The organism is Alteromonas sp. ABH2_165 (assembly GCF_056159945.1).
Map to the genome: position 1 here is coordinate 63,319 of NZ_JBSWWF010000006.1, position 16,623 is coordinate 79,941.

12 protein-coding genes are annotated in these 16,623 nt (G+C 48.1%); 4 read left to right on the forward strand and 8 right to left on the reverse strand.

All coding sequences use genetic code 11. The features are described 5' to 3' along the window. Window positions 1-15: 15 nt before the first annotated feature. The 3 genes from ACXAFQ_RS12690 to rapA form a co-directional block, all read right to left on the reverse strand. Window positions 16-900: a DUF3530 family protein gene (locus tag ACXAFQ_RS12690; protein ID WP_474822684.1), complete on the reverse strand. Its 885-nt coding sequence runs from the start codon at window positions 898-900 to the stop codon at window positions 16-18. A 100-nt stretch (window positions 901-1,000) separates the two neighbouring features. Next, complete coding sequence (locus tag ACXAFQ_RS12695; protein ID WP_474822688.1) at window positions 1,001-1,711, reverse strand: pseudouridine synthase; 711 nt, start codon at window positions 1,709-1,711, stop codon at window positions 1,001-1,003. Continuing rightward, window positions 1,708-4,533: an RNA polymerase-associated protein RapA gene (rapA, locus tag ACXAFQ_RS12700; protein ID WP_474822692.1), complete on the reverse strand. Its 2,826-nt coding sequence runs from the start codon at window positions 4,531-4,533 to the stop codon at window positions 1,708-1,710. Before rapA ends, ACXAFQ_RS12695 begins: the two co-directional genes overlap by 4 nt. Window positions 4,534-4,746: 213 nt before the next feature. On the opposite strand from rapA, the gene ACXAFQ_RS12705 reads away from it, so the two are divergent. The 3 genes from ACXAFQ_RS12705 to ACXAFQ_RS12715 all read left to right on the forward strand — a co-directional run bounded on the left by ACXAFQ_RS12705 (window position 4,747) and on the right by ACXAFQ_RS12715 (window position 7,402). Next, the gene (locus ACXAFQ_RS12705) at window positions 4,747-5,199 is read left to right on the forward strand and encodes a TA system antitoxin ParD family protein (RefSeq protein WP_474822694.1); all 453 of its coding nucleotides are present in this window, start codon (window positions 4,747-4,749) and stop codon (window positions 5,197-5,199) included. Continuing rightward, the gene (locus tag ACXAFQ_RS12710) at window positions 5,196-5,777 is read left to right on the forward strand and encodes an ATPase (RefSeq protein WP_474822698.1); all 582 of its coding nucleotides are present in this window, start codon (window positions 5,196-5,198) and stop codon (window positions 5,775-5,777) included. Before ACXAFQ_RS12705 ends, ACXAFQ_RS12710 begins: the two co-directional genes overlap by 4 nt. A gap of 227 nt (window positions 5,778-6,004) precedes the next feature. Further along, complete coding sequence (locus tag ACXAFQ_RS12715; RefSeq protein ID WP_070125522.1) at window positions 6,005-7,402, forward strand: PhoH family protein; 1,398 nt, start codon at window positions 6,005-6,007, stop codon at window positions 7,400-7,402. A 73-nt stretch (window positions 7,403-7,475) separates the two neighbouring features. Here the strand turns inward: ACXAFQ_RS12715 and ACXAFQ_RS12720 are convergent, their stop codons facing one another. The 4 genes from ACXAFQ_RS12720 to ACXAFQ_RS12735 form a co-directional block, all read right to left on the reverse strand. After that, entirely contained in the window at window positions 7,476-8,378 is a 903-nt protein-coding gene (locus tag ACXAFQ_RS12720) for a hypothetical protein (RefSeq protein WP_474822704.1), read from the reverse strand. 75 nt (window positions 8,379-8,453) lie between these two features. Next, window positions 8,454-9,404, reverse strand: a complete 951-nt coding sequence (locus ACXAFQ_RS12725; protein ID WP_474822706.1) for a hypothetical protein — start codon at window positions 9,402-9,404, stop codon at window positions 8,454-8,456. A gap of 58 nt (window positions 9,405-9,462) precedes the next feature. Next, a complete protein-coding gene (cysG, locus tag ACXAFQ_RS12730; RefSeq protein WP_474822710.1) occupies window positions 9,463-10,851 on the reverse strand; it encodes a siroheme synthase CysG in 1,389 nt (462 codons plus the stop codon). Window positions 10,852-11,003: 152 nt separating this feature from the next. Continuing rightward, window positions 11,004-12,731 carry a DEAD/DEAH box helicase gene (locus ACXAFQ_RS12735; protein ID WP_474822713.1) on the reverse strand — a complete coding sequence of 576 codons (1,728 nt, stop codon included), beginning with the start codon at window positions 12,729-12,731 and terminating at the stop codon, window positions 11,004-11,006. Window positions 12,732-12,915: 184 nt separating this feature from the next. On the opposite strand from ACXAFQ_RS12735, the gene prsT reads away from it, so the two are divergent. Next, on the forward strand, window positions 12,916-15,696 hold the full coding sequence (gene prsT / locus ACXAFQ_RS12740; RefSeq protein ID WP_474822715.1) for an XrtA/PEP-CTERM system TPR-repeat protein PrsT: 2,781 nt from the start codon (window positions 12,916-12,918) through the stop codon (window positions 15,694-15,696). Between the two features lie 109 nt (window positions 15,697-15,805). On the opposite strand, the gene ACXAFQ_RS12745 is transcribed toward prsT, so the two are convergent. Beyond that, window positions 15,806-16,612: an ion transporter gene (locus ACXAFQ_RS12745; RefSeq protein ID WP_474822717.1), complete on the reverse strand. Its 807-nt coding sequence runs from the start codon at window positions 16,610-16,612 to the stop codon at window positions 15,806-15,808. Between the last annotated feature and the right edge of the window lie 11 nt (window positions 16,613-16,623).

Genomic DNA, 16,623 nt, shown 5'->3' on the forward strand with positions numbered 1-16,623 from the left:
GTGGGTTGGAAATCGTTACCACCCCAGATGATTAACCCATCCGTAAATCTCTTTGCTTAGGGTACGGCTAAAAATAGTGTCGCTGGAATTGGTAGCTTGGAAGAGCGGAGTAGTAAGCGCTTTATTGCGATAATGCAGTTTTAGCGCCTGTGTCGCAGCCAGCTTTTGTTTGGCTGCGCTATTTGCTGTCCATTGGGTGTTGATGGGGAACTGTAAATCTAGGACCGGGAATTCTGTAGCAGCCAGCTGTGCTGGAATTGCGCCGTTTGCTTCAGATTGTGGCCAGTATGGACTGATCACAACCATGCCATCTGGGGGCGGTAAAATTTCCGCAGACGTTAATGCAATCAGTTGGGCGGCGCTCATGCCCTGACTGATCACGAGTCTAAAGCCTGGGATCGTCTCTATGTGCTGAAAAACTGCGTTTGCTAAAAGCGCGACTACCGAGCGGTTGCTGGCGGGATCGACCATGGCCTCTCTTGCTATTGCCCGTGGGTGCATACTTGTTGCCCCAGACGCCTCAATAATTGCAGGCGCGTTCTCATTGTTTTCACCCGGTTGAGAAGGTTCCATTGCCTGTGAAACCGATGCGCTTACGTCAACTCCCAGCGTTGCTGCTGGCACCACCAACGTGTGCCATCCCCGGTGATTCAATTTAACTGCGAGGGCGCGAGCGTTATTCAGGGTAAGTCCTTGATAGCCAGTATCTGTAAAAATGAGTGCCACGCCGCGACTTAATGACGTTGTTGGTTCACCACTGAAAACCGGCATATCTTCATCGCCAACCAATATGGTTTGATACTCGTCTGGCAGGTATTGATTCCGGATGTCGTCAGCTAACATCGCGCTCTGTAGAGGCAGTGCCAGTAAGCAGGACAAACAAATCAGAAAATGACGCACATTCACTCCGGGTAAAAAATTACTCACGCTCTAAGGCGTATCGGCCGGGGCTGGCGAAATCTAAAGTGTTTCTTATTGCTAAAATGAGAGAAGTAAAAATCTACTCTGATAGTGCAAGTGGTTCAGGCCGGTAGTCCATGAATGGAACATGGGCGGTAAATCGTTGCCATTGGCCAGAGGCTGGATGCTGCAAAATTAACGTTTCTGCATGCAGTTGCAAACGGGGAGCAAGGTCACGTGCTTCGTCGTGGGCGTAAAGTCTGTCACCCAGTATAGGATGCCCAATCGACAGCATGTGTACTCTGAGTTGATGAGAACGCCCCGTCACCGGTAACAGTTCCACCCAGGTTTCATTTTCCAATCGACGGATCACGCGGTAATACGTTAGTGAAGGCTTACCATTCTCATGATCGACTTTCTGCTTAGGACGGTTAGGCCAGTCAACAATCAGAGGTAAAGTCACTTCGCCCTCGTCTTCGGCAATAACACCGTCAACGCGGGCATAATATCGCTTCTTCGTGAGGCGGTCCTGAAACTGCCGAGAAATCTGGCGATGGGCTTCTTTGTTCAGCGCCATCACCATAATGCCAGACGTCGCCATATCTAATCGGTGCACCACCGTGGCGGTAGGTAACACCCTTTGTACCCGACTAATCAGCGCATCTTTATGCGCGGGCTGAATACCCGTGACACTCAGCAAGCCGCTCTGTTTGTTGGCCACTACGATGTCGTTGTCGTAATGCACCAGCGACAGATACGGCGTCATCGGTGGATTGTAGATAAACGGCTTTTTGCCTGGCGGCATACTCATGGGTTGTTTACCACTATACGCAGACCTTCCAGTTGCACCGTGGCCGACTGCAACGCTTTGGTGAGCGCATCACGTTGATGCTCGATAAACGCAATTTCGCTGTCGCGAACAGCCGGGTTTTGCGCTTGTAGATCTTTCAAACGCTGCGCCTCGCCAGTCAATGTGGATTGCATGCTTTCAATGGCATCGTGTTGGATCTGATTCGCTTTTTGCTGTGCCAGAGTGGTCGCTTTTTCAATATGCAGGGTAAGCTGTTGCTGTAGCGCCTGAATCAACTGTTGGGAGATCTTTCTGCCTGCTTTACGTGGATACCCAAAGTCCAGTTCTACCGGTTTGCCGTGGCCGTCAAGGCAAATCAAGAATGGCGTGGCAGGCATAAAGCGGCCTGGCTGCAATGTACGATCAGCATTGGCTTGCAATACAAACAGGGCTTCCAACCAGTAGGCGCCTTTGGGTAGTTCTCTGTCGGCAATAAAACCAACACTCGCTTTACCCATCACGTCGGTTAAGATCATATCAATGGCGTTATGCACCAATGGATGATCCCAACTCAAGAAGTGCACGTGTTCAAGGGTCGTAGCGACGTGGCGGTCATACGTGACTGTCATGCCTTCAGGGTCTAAACCTGGCAGGTGATTCACCATAGACTCCGATGGCGTGAGAATATAGCAGTCGTCGCCTTTGTCTTCCTGGTTTACACCTAGCGAGTTCAGCAGTCGGCCCATGAAGTAAGGCAGGATAGGATCGTCATCCAGTTCTTCAATATCTTCAATTAATCCTTCAACCCGGCCTTCACCAGAAGCGTTTAGTTCAAGCAAGCGGTCGCGGCCCGCATCGAGTTGAGCTTTGAGATCATCATTAAGGGTTTTACTGGCACTAACCAATGCATCAACTTGCGATTCATCTTCAGGGTCAAGACAAGCGCCAACCAGTTGAGCCTGCACTTCTGCAAATACGCCCGAACCTGTAGGGCAGGTGTGTGTGAACGCTTCCAGGCCATCGCGGTACCACTTCAACAGCACTTCCTGGGCGGTGCCTTCCAAATAGGGCACATGGATCTGAATATCTTTGGTTTGGCCGATACGGTCAAGACGACCAATACGTTGCTCCAGCAGATCCGGCGTTAGCGGCAAATCGAAAAGCACCAAGTGGTGAGCGAACTGGAAGTTACGGCCTTCACTACCGATTTCACTACACAGCAAAATTTGCGCACCTTCTTCCGGGTCGGAGAAATAGTGCGCCGCTTTATCACGCTCAACAATACTCATGCCTTCATGGAAAACACTGTGGCGAATACCGCTGCGTGAGCGAATCACTTCACCCAGCTGTTGGGCGGTTATTTTATCCGCACAGATCAGCAGCACTTTGGCAGGGCGTACCGTTGGCAGAAAATCCAGAAGCCAATCTACCCGCGGGTCTGCATCGAACCAACTGTTAACCAGGCTGCTTTGACGCTCTGGGTACAGGGCATCAAACAGTTCGCCACCACAAACAGCACTGTCGTACATTTCCGGTAGTGCCAACGGATAGCTGTTAAGCATACGCACCGGGAAGCCTTCGATACCGGCGCGGCGGTTACGGAACAAAATACGGCCGGTGCCGTGGGTATCAATCAGTTGGCTCAAAATGGCCTGTCGGGTGCTGGGCTCATCAACATCGCCATAACGGGCCAGAATATCCGGTGCTAATGCTGTTAGCTGAGATTTTGCGTCTGCGTTTAACGGCGCGTCGTCGAGCAGTGGCGCAACTGCATCGGCCAATTTGCTATATTCACTTTCTTCTTTGAGGAATTGCTCATAACTGTGGAAGCGGGCGGCGTCGAGCAGACGCAGGCGAGCAAAGTGACTTTCGTGTCCTAGTTGATCGGGTGTTGCGGTAAGCAACAATACGCCAGCCGTAATACCGGCCAGTGCTTCAATGCGTTGGTATTCTTCTGATGGCGAGTCGCTGGACCAGGCAAGGTGGTGGGCTTCGTCAACAACCAGTAAATCCCAGCCTGCATCCAGTGCCTGTTGATGGCGTTTCGGATTGTCGGTTAAGAAGCTAATACTACACAGCACCAGTTGATCGTTTTCAAACGGGTTACCGCCGGATTCATCCAGCGCATCACAGCGACTTTCATCATAAATAGCGAAAGCCAGGTTCACCCGGCGCAGCATTTCAACCAACCACTGATGCACTAGCGAATCTGGCACTACGATCAGCACTCGCTGTGCACGGCCGGTTTTTAACTGACGGTGAATCACCAGCGCAGCTTCGATAGTTTTACCCAGGCCAACCTCGTCGGCCAGAAGAACCCGCGGCGCGTGACGGTTACCCACTTCCGATGCAATATGCAACTGGTGAGGAATAAGCTCAATACGCGCACCCGCCAAACCAATGGTGCTGGATTGCATATAAGCATGCTGATGCTCTAGCGCTTCTTTGCGCAGTTCAAACCACTTAGGCACATCAGTCTGCATGCTGAACAGACGTTGCTCAGGCTGATTCAGACGGATTTGATGATCCAGAAAGGTTTCTGCCAGCTTGGCGGTTTCTTTGGTGTCTTCCCGCAGGCCGTGATAAATCAGAACGCCGTTGTTTTCTTCGACTTCCTGAATTTGCAGTTTCCAGCCTTCTTCGCTGGGCACCACATCGCCTTCTGTGAATGTCAGGCGGGTGAGGGGCGCGTTATCCTTCGTGTAGGTTCGACTTTCGCCGGATGCCGGAAACAGGATTTCCACGGCGCGAAAATCAACACTTAATACTGCGCCAAGACCTAATTCAGACTCGGTATTGCTTAACCAGCGTTGACCTACAGAAAACGTACTAACAGAACTCATAAACTCACCCTTAATTTTTGCGGCCGGTATTGTACTTAACGTACTGTGATGAATAAAGGCAATTGGACCTGTCAGTATAGAAGAATTCCAGGTTTCCGGAGTAGTTCAGGCTTCGATGGAAGTTTCACAAGCGACAGACTAGCTAACAAACTTGTAAAATTGTAGCGATTAGCTACAATTTAGATTGTTTTAGCCTGACTTGAATAAAAGTGTATGAGTAAGCATTCAACCCCTTTGCGTTTAAATGAATCATTAGTCAGCGATGCTAAAGTTATGTCGTCTGTTTATCACCGTTCCACCAACGAGCAGATCGAATACTGGGCGCATATTGGTCAGCTTGTCGAAACGACATTATCTGCATCAGACATTGCTCTGCTACTGGCTGAAAAAGCCGAAGTTACAGTTTCGGTATCAGGAAATCGTACAGCTACTGATGCGGTAGAGTATAAAAAGTCGGATGAGAAATTTGATCCACTGACATTAATGAACACAGTAGCCGAAGATTCACAATCGGGTAGGGTAGCCGCGGCGTTGAAGCAGCGTCAGCATGTTCTCTATGAGCCCGCCGGAGAACCCGGTATGCTCCGTGCGGTTTATCCGAATGGAGAAACTGAAGTCGGTATCTTCAAAAACGGAAAATTCAAAAAACGTAAGCGCGTGTTGTGACCAAAGAAATCATTATTCTGGCTGGTGGCAATGGCGCGGGTAAAAGTACCTTTTACGAACGTTACCTCAGCAAGAGGCAAATCCCGTTTCTTAATGCGGTTATATATGCCGCGAAACACTGGCCAGACTCGCCCGAGGCACATAGTTACGAGGCTGCAAAAGCTATTGAGCAGGAACGGTCATTGCACCTAAATCTGGGGCTGAGTTTCTGTTTCGAAACCGTGTTTTCCCATCCCTCTAAAATAGACTTCATTGCTAAGGCACGGGCCAGAGGATTTGATGTGCACCTTATCGTAATTCACATTGCCAGCGAACCCGAGGTCAATATGGCCAGGGTGGCGGACAGGAAACGTCGCGGCGGCCATGGTGTGCCTGATGATAAGGTGGCGGCGAGAATACCGCGAACGCTGGAGCATGTTCAGTCAGCACTGGATTTGTGTACGTCAGTGTCTTTCTATGACAATACCTTCATCGATGAGCCTTTTTGCCCTCAGGGCGTTTATAAGAATGGTTCTTTTCATCCTCATCCAGCCTGCCCTCAAACAAAAAGCTGGGTAAATAAGCTTCTGGAACGTTAACCCGTTCCTGCTTATTCAGCGTTTCTGAAACTGGCCGTAACAAAATGCCGTGCTAAAAAAATCGCAAAAATAAGTGCTAAATCCTGAAAACTGGATTATGGTGGAATTGAAAGTCGACGCGACACGGAGTAGAGCGTCAGTTCGACAGCGACATCTTCTCCTGCGCGAGACTCTTGATTGCACGTCAGCAATTGGGCGGGCCGGTTATACTCTTGTCGGAGCGAAGGATGCCAAGAAAAAAATCTACAGAAACAAAGATCTACGTTTTAGATACCAATATTCTGCTACACGAACCCCTTGCATTTCTCTCATTCAAAGAAAACGACGTTGTCGTGCCAATGACAGTTCTTGAAGAACTGGACTACATCAAAGACAGTAAGAAAGACGTTGCCCGCGATGCCAGGGTTTCCATTCGATCAATGGAAGATTTACTTCACAACGCCACCCCCGAAGATATGCTTGCCGGTGTGTCTATGGAAGGGTTGGGGGCGGGCGAGAACAAACCTACCGGATCGCTATCTATATTCGCCGATCTGAATATGGTGGAATCTCAGCAGGTATTTACCAGCAACGAGAACGACAACCGCATCATTAATGTTGCCCTGCATTTACAGAAAACCTATGCGCCACAACAGGTGGTGCTGGTAACCAAAGATCTCAACATGCGCCTTAAAGCCAAAGGTGCCGGTTTAGCTCATGTTGAGGATTACCGTACCGATCAGCTCATTACTGATATTAAGTACCTTTCTAAAGGCTTCCATAAATTTGAAGGTAACTTCTGGGAGAAAGTGAAATCTGTAGAGAGCCGCTCTGAAGGGCGAGATACGATTCACACCCTGCCGCGGAACATCATGGAAGATCCGTACATCAACGAATTCCTGCTGGATGATTCCAAGCATTTTGCCGGTATTATCGAAGGTATTACGTCCGACACGTTGGAAGTACTGGATCTCGGCTACGAGCGTTTGATGAGCCGTCATGCCTGGGGCATTACGCCCAAAAATATCGGTCAGGCCATGGCGCTGCATTCATTGCTCGACCCGCATATTGACCTGTGTATTCTTACCGGCCCGGCGGGTAGCGGTAAAACGCTGCTAGCTCTGGCAGCTGCGCTGGAAATGGTGGTCGAGAAGAACATGTACGATAAAATTATCGTTACCCGTTCAACACCGGAAATTGCAGAATCCATTGGCTTCCTGCCCGGCACTGAGGAAGAGAAAATGGCGCCGTGGCTGGCGGCAATTACCGACTCGCTGGAAGTGCTGCATAAGCATGACGAAAACGCCAAGAGTTCCATGAATTACATCATGGAAAAAGCCAACATTCAGTTTAAATCGGTGAACTTTATGCGTGGTCGCAGCATTCAGAACTCTATTGTTATTCTGGATGAATCGCAGAACTTAACGGCGGCGCAGTTAAAAACCATCATCACCCGCTGTGGTGAAGGCACCAAGCTGATTTGTTCTGGTAACTTGGCGCAGATCGACAGTAATTATCTGTCAGCAGTCACGTCCGGTCTCACCTATCTGGTAGAGCGGTTTAAAAACTTCTCAGGTAGTTCCACCATCAATCTGGACGGGGTTGTTCGTTCAAGACTGGCGGAATTTGCTGAGCAGGAATTGTAGTGCATTTTTTCACTAACTGAATCAGGCGCCACTCGGCGCCTGAATTTCATCGCAAAAATCTTTCTTTGTATTGCTACTCACACTGTACCGAGCCGTAACAGGTCAGCACATTTTCTTCTTGTCTGCATTTTGTATCAATAGTGCACCCGCTATTGCCCTCAAAGTGTTTGAATTCTTGTACCCAGTTAACGCTCAGATACCAAAGGTAGTCCTCCATGGCATGATAGTTTTCTAACGAGCTGAAAGTAAACTTGCCTGCCCAACTAGGATCGCTTGGTAGCTGGTTACAATCTGAGTCTAGTCCACTATCTTGACTGTATTCTATCCCGTCTTTGAGCCGATTAGGCTCGACCACAACAGAAGAACCATTTGCAAAGCGTAGTCTGAATGTCATGTCATCTAGCTGCAAAACACTACTTACAGTGAAGTTTAGGGTATTGTAAGCGGAAGCAAACGTTGTCCAGACATCGTCACGATTTGTTATTTCGCTGAATACCTGTTCCCTCAATGAACTATCTACAATGAATTCATGTGCACTCGCTGTTGTCATATGAATATCGACATTACCAACTTCAGAGTCAGCCAGACAATTGTAAGATGGGTTGCTATCTGTTGATTTTCGTGAATAAGAGGTGGTCGATTGGATACCACTATAAATAAAAGTATCTAACACATCTTCACGTGCCTGAAGATATTCTTCATAACGAGTTCTGACGTTCGTTGGAGTCACAATCTCGTTGGCTACGATATGCTCAATGAAGTCATCAATAGTCTGTTTTTTAACCTCATAGGTGCGAACTAATTCACGTTCCGTATTAAAAACATAAACAATGTCTTTGTAACCTGATGGGCGGCGGGACTCTGCAAGTTGTTTCATCTGTAAATCTGTGCAATCCATGCAGTGATAAGTTTGGGTGTCGCTGTGCGCCATAGGCGAACCAAGAACTAATAGCAGTGTTGCTACACAGTACTTCATGACTTAATTCCTTTTATTTTGATGCATAAATCATTTATGCAGTGCTCACACTACGGGAAATACAAGCGAAATCAATTAGTTTTGAATCAGCTCCAGCGTATACATGCCTTTAGCAATATCCTTTTTGGAAGATTCAGCTATCTCGCCAAATTTAAACTGCGCCGGGCCGGTGGGCTCTATCAACACATAGGTTTTGCCATCAGCTTTCAATGTTGCTTCGCCTTTCTTCGGCGTAAGCGCAATGCCTAACAGTGCATGTTCTGGTAACAACACCAGCACCATGGCCGTATCGGGAAGAAAAGCACGAGCAATCGAAGCAATTAACACTGATTTGCTGTCGCAGTCGCCGCGGTTTTCATTAAGTAGCTGAATGGGCGGCGCAAAGCCAGAACCGTTACTCTGCGCGCGGTTATCAAGCGCATCATATGGAATACTCTGCACCCAGCTCAGTAACAGATTAAAATATTTACGGGCGTCGGCCTGGTTGTCCACTTGTTCATAAAATGCCTGAGAGAGAGGAATGAGCGACTCTGTCATCTCTTTCATGTAACGCACATGGTCGGGCTTTATGGCTTCTTCATTAAAAAGCGTACGATAGCGAGTAAAATAGTGTTTATCGAGATAGTCGTCGTAGGCCTGTTCTTTGGCCTGGGCTAACTGCCCTTGAATGACTTTGAGTTTTTCTTCACTACGGGCTTTTACATTGGTAAGTACAGTGTCACCTTGCTGTCGAATTTTTACGTTGGCATCCCGAGGATCGAACTGACGGGCTACTTTCAACAGCTCTACAGTAACGTAGCGCATGGCTAATTCTGGCCGATAGTTTTTCTGCTCGGTAGGCGCTGTGCTTAATTTGCTCTTGTCTAGGGTGAAGACGATATGCCGGGAGGTTCCTTCGCTGTCTAACCACTTGTATTCAAAACGTTGCCCCTCATCCAAACGACTTTTTTTAAAGTTCAGTTGTTCTGCGACGGCAGCGTCAGCGATTAAAAAAAGCGCGAGACTCAGCAGGAAGCGTATATACATGTTTTAGGCCCGTTTCTTCAACAATAACAGTATGGAATAAAACGGGCGGTTAACAAAGCTAGTGTGTCGTAAACCAGTCTAACTGCTTGTGTAAAGACACCACGGTGCCAACAATAATAAGTGTTGGTGGCTTCATTTCTTCCAGTTGAGGGTGGGCAGTGATGTCGGCAAGCGTACCTGTGATCACCTTCTGGTCGTCCCGGGTGGCTTTCTCAATAAGCGCGATAGGGGTATGTGCGTTAAGCCCGTTATTGATTAATTTTTCGCAAATCACCGGCAGGCCAGTCAGGCCCATATAAAACACAATGGTTTGATTTTGATGCGCAAGGGCAGGCCAGTTTAAATCGATTGTACCGTCTTTCAGATGGCCCGTAGCGAAAGTCACAGACTGGGCGTGGTCGCGGTGGGTAAGCGGAATACCAGCGTACGTACTGGCACCACTAGCTGCTGTAATGCCCGGCACAACCTGAAACTCGATACCGTGCTCGATGAGCTCCTGAATTTCTTCACCACCACGGCCAAATATAAACGGGTCACCGCCTTTTAAACGCACCACGCGATTGCCTTTCTTCGCTTCACGTACCATCAGTTCGTTTATTTCGTTTTGAGGAAGGGTATGATTACTCTTTGCTTTGCCGACATAGATTTTTTCTGCATCACGACGTACCAGTTCCAGAATGGCAGGGGAAACCAGGCGGTCGTACACCACCACATCGGCTTTTTGCATCAAACGTAACGCGCGGAATGTGAGTAAGTCTGGATCACCAGGCCCCGCGCCCACCAAGTAAACCTGACCTTCAATTTTCTGTTCGGTTTGCGCTGCTGCCAGTGCTTCCAGAAATTTGGCGTCGGCTTTTTCGTCTTGGCCTTTTTCAACCAGTTCAGCGATATCACCGTCTAGCACATCTTCCCAGAAATAGCGTCGTGCAGTCACACCCTTCAATGAGGTTTTTACCTTCTCACGGAATTTTTCGGAAAAAGCGCCTAAACGGGAAATATTCGCAGGGATCACAGATTCCAGCTTTTGACGCAAATAGCGTAACAACACCGGCGCAACACCGCCGCTGCTCATGGCTATCACAATAGGTGAGCGGTCGATGATTGATGGCGTAATGAACTGACAGAGTGGCGTGTTATCTACCACATTAACCAGAATGCCTTTTTCCCGGGCAATGTCATGCACATGCTGATTCACGTCAGGTTCGCTGGTGGCGACAAATACCATTTGCTGGTTAGAAAGGTCGCTGTCGGCGAATTCGCGTTCAACCAAGGTAACACGAGGATCATGCGCATAGGCTTTTACGGTATCGCACATCCACGGCGCGATAACGGTGACCTGAGTTTCTGATTTTAAAATCAGTTCAAGTTTGCGTGCAGCTACTTCTCCAGCACCCACAATCAGGCAGTGCGTGTCTTTGGTATCTAAAAAGAGCGGGAAGTAACGCATGATATGAAAATCCTCAGAAATCAGACCTGAACGGTTCAGGTTATCGTGTCTGCTATTTTGACGTGGTTTTTATAAATTAAAAAATCTGTTTTGCGAATTTATATTTCTAAAAGGCATATAAAAAAGGCAAGCGTTACGCTTGCCTTTGATACTTAGTTTTTACGAGGTTGACGACGCTTCGGCGGCGTGTCTGACCATTCGCGCAATGATAAGCGCTGGCCAGCAACTCGGGTGTTCTGCAACAGTTCTTTGGTTTCACGTGGCATGCCTTCCGGCAGGTCTACCGTACTGAACTTGTCGTAGATTTCGATAGCACCAATGTTTTTACTGTTGATGTTACCTTCGTTAGCAATAGCACCAACGATATTACCCGGCTTGGCACCGTGAGTATGACCCACATCGATGCGGTAGCGTTGCATACCAGACTCTGGCTTGCTAGAACCACGACGCTGACGACGATCACCACGGTCACCTCTGTCACGAGGACCACGGTCGCCTCTGTCACCGCGAGGACCGCGATCTTCACGAGACGGCTTGCTGTGCAGATCCGGACGATCTGACTCTTTCAGCAGCAGTGGTTCGTCGCCCTGAGCGAGCTTGATCAATGCAGCAATCAGCACTTCAGGAGACGCTTCGGTTTCCTGCTGTAGCGACTCTACGATTGGCATCAGTGATTCCAGAGAATCATCTTGCGTCGCTTCACCTACCGCTTGCTTGAACTTGCTCAGCCGGGTTTCATTCAATTCAGTGATTGAAGGAATTGGCATACGCTCGATAGGCTGACGTGTTGTTTTCTCAATAGAGAACAACAGACGCTTTTCGCGCTGAGAGATAAACAGAATGGCATCACCGTTACGTCCAGCACGACCGGTACGGCCGATACGGTGAACGTAAGATTCGGTATCGTAAGGAATGTCGAAGTTGACAACATGGCTTACGCGCTCAACGTCCAGACCACGAGCTACTACGTCGGTAGCAACCAGAATGTCGATGGTACCTTGCTTGAGTTTCTCAACCGTACGCTCACGGGCGTTCTGTGGAATATCACCGTTTAGCGGCTCAACGTCGTAACCACGGGCAGACAGTTTGTCTGACAGCTCAACGGTGGCTGTTTTCGTGCGCACAAAGATGATCATGCCATCGAAAGGCTCAACTTCCATAATACGGGTAAGCGCTTCAAGCTTGTGGTGCGGCGCAACCTGACAGTAACGCTGACGAATAGTACTCGCCGTGGATACTTTGGATTCAATTTTAACGTGCTTCGGATTTTTCAGATAACGCTGGGTAATCTTTTTGATTGGCCCAGGCATGGTGGCTGAGAACAGCGCTGTCTGCTTTTCTTCCGGAGAGTGACTTAAAATGGTTTCAACATCGTCGATAAAGCCCATGCGCAGCATTTCGTCAGCTTCGTCGAGAACCAGGAATTTAAGTTCACTTAAGTTTAATGTTTTACGATTAATGTGGTCGATAATACGGCCTGGCGTACCCACAACAACTTGAACGCCACGCTTAAGCTGACGAATTTGGTTATCGTAAGATTGACCACCGTATACAGGTAGCACCTTAATTTTCTTTGAAAAACTGGCATAAACCTGAAAAGCCTCGGCCACCTGAATGGCGAGTTCGCGGGTTGGAGCAAGTACCAGCAATTGCGGTAACTTCGCTTCCGGGTCGATATTTGCGAGCATTGGAAGTGCAAAGGCCGCAGTCTTACCAGTTCCTGTTTGTGCTTGACCTAACAGGTCATGCCCTTCAAGAAGTAGCGGAATACTTTCAGCTTGGATAGGGGATGGCTTTTCATAGCCAACTTTCTCCAGAGCCTGTAATATGCTTTCTGGTAAATTGAGGTCTTTAAATGTCAGCTCGACAGTATTGGTCATTAATGATCCTGAATGATAATGAATGAGGCGGGCGCGGCACACGCCGGCATGAATACCCGAGGTACCTCTGAATCATGTATCTTCTCTGAATCATGCATCTTGAGGCGGCGCGGGCGCGTTACTAAAGAGGTATTATATTCCAGATAGGCATGGAATACCAAACAAGAAAGTAAAGGTATAAAGGATGAATCACAATAAAACAGGAAAACGCATTTTAGTACCTCTGGCTGTGGCAGCTTGTTTGTCTGTTGGCCTGAGCGGATGCAGTAAGAAAACCACGGAAGAACACCTTGATGCGGCGCGACAATTTGTCGCCGCCAACGACCAAGACGCCGCACTGATCGAATTCAAAAACGCTATCAAAAAAGACCCTAAAGCGGCGCTGCCACGTTTTGAGCTGGGTAAATACTACTTACAAATTGGCGATTACGAGAGCGCAGAGAAAGAACTCAACCGCGCTTTGGACTTTGGCCAGCCTCCCTCTGAAGTGCTTCCTTATATTTCCGTTGCTTATCAGAAAACCGGCGCTGAAAATGCGCTGGCCGATGTGGATTATCGTGCCGAGGGCATGACAGCGGTAGAATCTGCCGAGGTTGGCTTTTATAAATTGCAGGCCTTGGCGCAGTTAGAGAAGAACGAAGAAGCACTGGCCATTATTGATGACTTGGAGACTTTAGATACCTCTTCGGTTTACCGAGGGCTGGCACTCGCCTACCGCGATATCATTAATCAGAATTTAAGTGCTGCCCTGGCGTCTTTTAAAGCCCTGCGAGAGCAGTCCCCTAATAATAAAGATGTGCTACAGCAACTAGGCAAATTAGCCTTAGCTGAAGGCGACAAAGCGTTAGCGACCGACGCCTTCGGTGATTACGTTAAAGATAACCCGCAAGACATTACCACTAAATTTGCTTACATCACTTTGCTGGTTGAAGCAGGAGATACGCAAACTGCGGGGCCGATGGTAGATGAGCTGCTGAAGGCTAATCCGCAACATCCTCTACTCAACCAGTATAAAGGTGTAATCGAAGCGAACGATGGCGATTATGAAGCCGCAGCCACCCATCTTCAGGTAGCGATGCAAAACGGCAACAACAATCCAGCTTTACGTTTGCTAGCAGGCTATGTTGCTTACCAGATGCAGGATTTTGTTACTGCGAATAACTATCTCACCGAAGTGGCACCCGATTTACCGCCCGATCATCCAGCGCTGAGCATGTTGGCTGACAGTTTGCTACAGGTCGGTGAAAGTGAAAGTGCTACTGAAATACTCAATCGTGTGGACGTTGAAGGGCCTGCTGGCGCGTCATTATTTTCTAAAGCTGGTTATCAGCTGCTTAAGCAAGGTAATGTTGTTGATGCAAAAGCCATGATCGAGAAGTCGTCAGAAATGAGTGAGACGGCGGATGATCTGGCCCGCCTCGGTGTTCTTCAGCTGTCGGTTAACGATATTGATGGTCTTGTGAATCTGGAATCTGCGGTACAAAAAGCGCCTGACAACAAAGTGACGCAACGTACCCTTATTACTGCTTATATCAGTACTAACAAGCTTGATAAAGCAAAAGCCGCAACTCAACAGTGGTTAGAAAATGAACCTGAAGACTATGCACCTTATTTGTTTCTTGCAGAAATTGCTTTTAAGCAAGGTGACAAAGAAACTGCACAGGCGCAGATAGAAAAAGCCAAATCACTGGCCCCTGATTCTGCCGAAATCGAGTTGGTAGAGGCCCGCTTCCTCCTGGCCGAAGAGAAATTTGATGAGGCGGTGGTCGTACTTAATGAAATCCTGGCTGGCAACGCCGATGATGCAAAAGCACTGACCGTACTTTACACCGTGGCGACGCAAACGGACGCGGCAGACGAAGCGCAAGTGGCGCAACGGGTATACAGTGAAATAGGTAAGCATGCTGATAACTTAGATTTACGCATTCTAGCCGGCCGCATCGCGTTTTCTCAAAACAATTATGAGAAAGTCATTAGTCTGCTTTCTTCTGTTGAAGAAAATACCGCTACACCTCGCGTTTACTGGAACCTGAAAGGTCAGACATTGATTCGTCTGAATGACGTGGTTGGCGCAGTGGAACATTACGATGCGTGGTTAAAGCTTTATCCACAAGATAAAACCGCGGTGTTGGGTAAATTGTTGTTAGATGATTCCTTGCAGCAATTTAATCACGGACTCAGCCTGGCAAATGCGTTTTTGGCCAAACAGCCTGATAGCCAAATTCGTTTGTTAAAGGCCCACTTTTTGGCAATGACACGCCAGCCTAAACCGGCAAAAGCGATTTTGCAGGATATGCCAGACAATGTGCGAGCTATCCCGTTCGTTCGCGGCATCAGTGCGCGCATTGCTATGTTGGAAGGGCGTGGTGCCGAAGGTCTTGAAGATGCCCGCGCGGCTTACAATGAGAAACCAAATGCACCGAATACCATGTTGATGATGGCGGTATTGGAAGCATCTGGAAAAGCTGATGAAGCGGCGGCATTCCTAGAGCAGCATTTACAAGCACATCCTCAAGACGTACGCACTGCGATGATGAAGGCTGAAAGGCAGATTGGTACAGATAAGGCCGCGGCCAAAGAAACCTACGAGAAAATCTTGCAACAAACGCCTGAGAATTTCGTGGTGTTGAATAACTTAGCTTATTTGTACTTCGAAGACGGCGAGATAGATAAAGCGCTGCCGCTGGCGCGCAAAGCTGTAGGTCTGCAGCCTAAAAACGCCGATTCGTTAGATACCCTTGCGCAAATTCTGTTGCAGCAAGATAAATACGAAGAGTCACTGTCGCTTTATGAAACAGTGGTGAACGATCAGCAGGTGTCGGATACCGTTTATCTTAACTATGTGCAGGTGTTGCTGGATATGGGGAGAAAAGAGGTGGCCCGACGTAAAATTCAAAATCAGGAATTTACTTCTGCAGACGGCAAAAAGCGGGCTGAACGTATGCGTGTACGCTACAGTTTGTAACGCTAGCCACCATATCTCGTCACCATAAATCACTAAGCCCGCTGTATTAGCGGGCTTTTGTTTATAAGCGTGTAGATAAAAAGGCGTATGGCTAGAAAGTTGTGAACCCCTACTTCTGCTTTATCTCATCTACCGTTTGTCTAAGCGATTTTAATTCAGCCATGACGTCTTCTAGTGTGGGTTCGTTATTCTCAGCAGCGGCTTCTCGTCTGGCCGCCGCATTTTCCTGTTCCATTACGCCTACCACAATACCAATAACCATATTCAGGAAGGCAAAGGCTGACAAGAAGATAAAGGTCAGATAGTAAATCCAGCTAAGCGAATACACCTCCATGGTTTCGTACATGACATCGGTCCAATCTTCGAACGTCATAATGCGGAATAAGGTAAGCATGGAGATGGTGATATCGCCCCACAAATCCTCATTGATTTGTGCAAATAAGGTGCTGCCAATGGCGCCGTAAATGTAGAAGATGATAAACATCAGTAACATAACATAACCCAGCTGAGGCAGGGCTTTTACCAATGAAACCAGCAAAATTCGCAGTTCCGGAATAATCGATATCATCCGCAGTACCCGGAAAACCCGGACAAGTCGGCCAATCAGCGCCAAATCCGTACTTTCCGCAGGAATGAGGCTTACAATAACAATAATGGTGTCGAACCAGTTCCAGAAGCTTTTGAAGAAATCCAGTTTGCGGCGCTCAGCCAGAAAACGAATGGTGATCTCAGTGAGGAAAAAAGCACTGATAAACCAGTCAAGGATAAGAGTGACAGAGGCAAATCCCCGCGGCATGTCGTAGGTTTTCGCACCTACAAGTAGCGCAGATACGATGATGACGGAGATAACAAATATTTCAAAAGTTTTGTTTGAACGAATGCGTTCAAACCGGTTTTGCAATTCAGAAGCTTTCATGTTTGTTGGCT

What these genes read in the sequence shown, in the direction of transcription:
- ACXAFQ_RS12695 (WP_474822688.1), bottom strand. Translation starts at nt 1,711, where the DNA reads ATGAGTATGCCGCCAGGCAAAAAGCCGTTTATCTACAATCCACCGATG.
- rapA (WP_474822692.1), bottom strand. Translation starts at nt 4,533, where the DNA reads ATGAGTTCTGTTAGTACGTTTTCTGTAGGTCAACGCTGGTTAAGCAAT.
- ACXAFQ_RS12705 (WP_474822694.1), top strand. Translation starts at nt 4,747, where the DNA reads ATGAGTAAGCATTCAACCCCTTTGCGTTTAAATGAATCATTAGTCAGC.
- ACXAFQ_RS12715 (WP_070125522.1), top strand. Translation starts at nt 6,005, where the DNA reads ATGCCAAGAAAAAAATCTACAGAAACAAAGATCTACGTTTTAGATACC.
- ACXAFQ_RS12720 (WP_474822704.1), bottom strand. Translation starts at nt 8,378, where the DNA reads ATGAAGTACTGTGTAGCAACACTGCTATTAGTTCTTGGTTCGCCTATG.
- ACXAFQ_RS12725 (WP_474822706.1), bottom strand. Translation starts at nt 9,404, where the DNA reads ATGTATATACGCTTCCTGCTGAGTCTCGCGCTTTTTTTAATCGCTGAC.
- cysG (WP_474822710.1), bottom strand. Translation starts at nt 10,851, where the DNA reads ATGCGTTACTTCCCGCTCTTTTTAGATACCAAAGACACGCACTGCCTG.
- ACXAFQ_RS12735 (WP_474822713.1), bottom strand. Translation starts at nt 12,731, where the DNA reads ATGACCAATACTGTCGAGCTGACATTTAAAGACCTCAATTTACCAGAA.
- prsT (WP_474822715.1), top strand. Translation starts at nt 12,916, where the DNA reads ATGAATCACAATAAAACAGGAAAACGCATTTTAGTACCTCTGGCTGTG.
- ACXAFQ_RS12745 (WP_474822717.1), bottom strand. Translation starts at nt 16,612, where the DNA reads ATGAAAGCTTCTGAATTGCAAAACCGGTTTGAACGCATTCGTTCAAAC.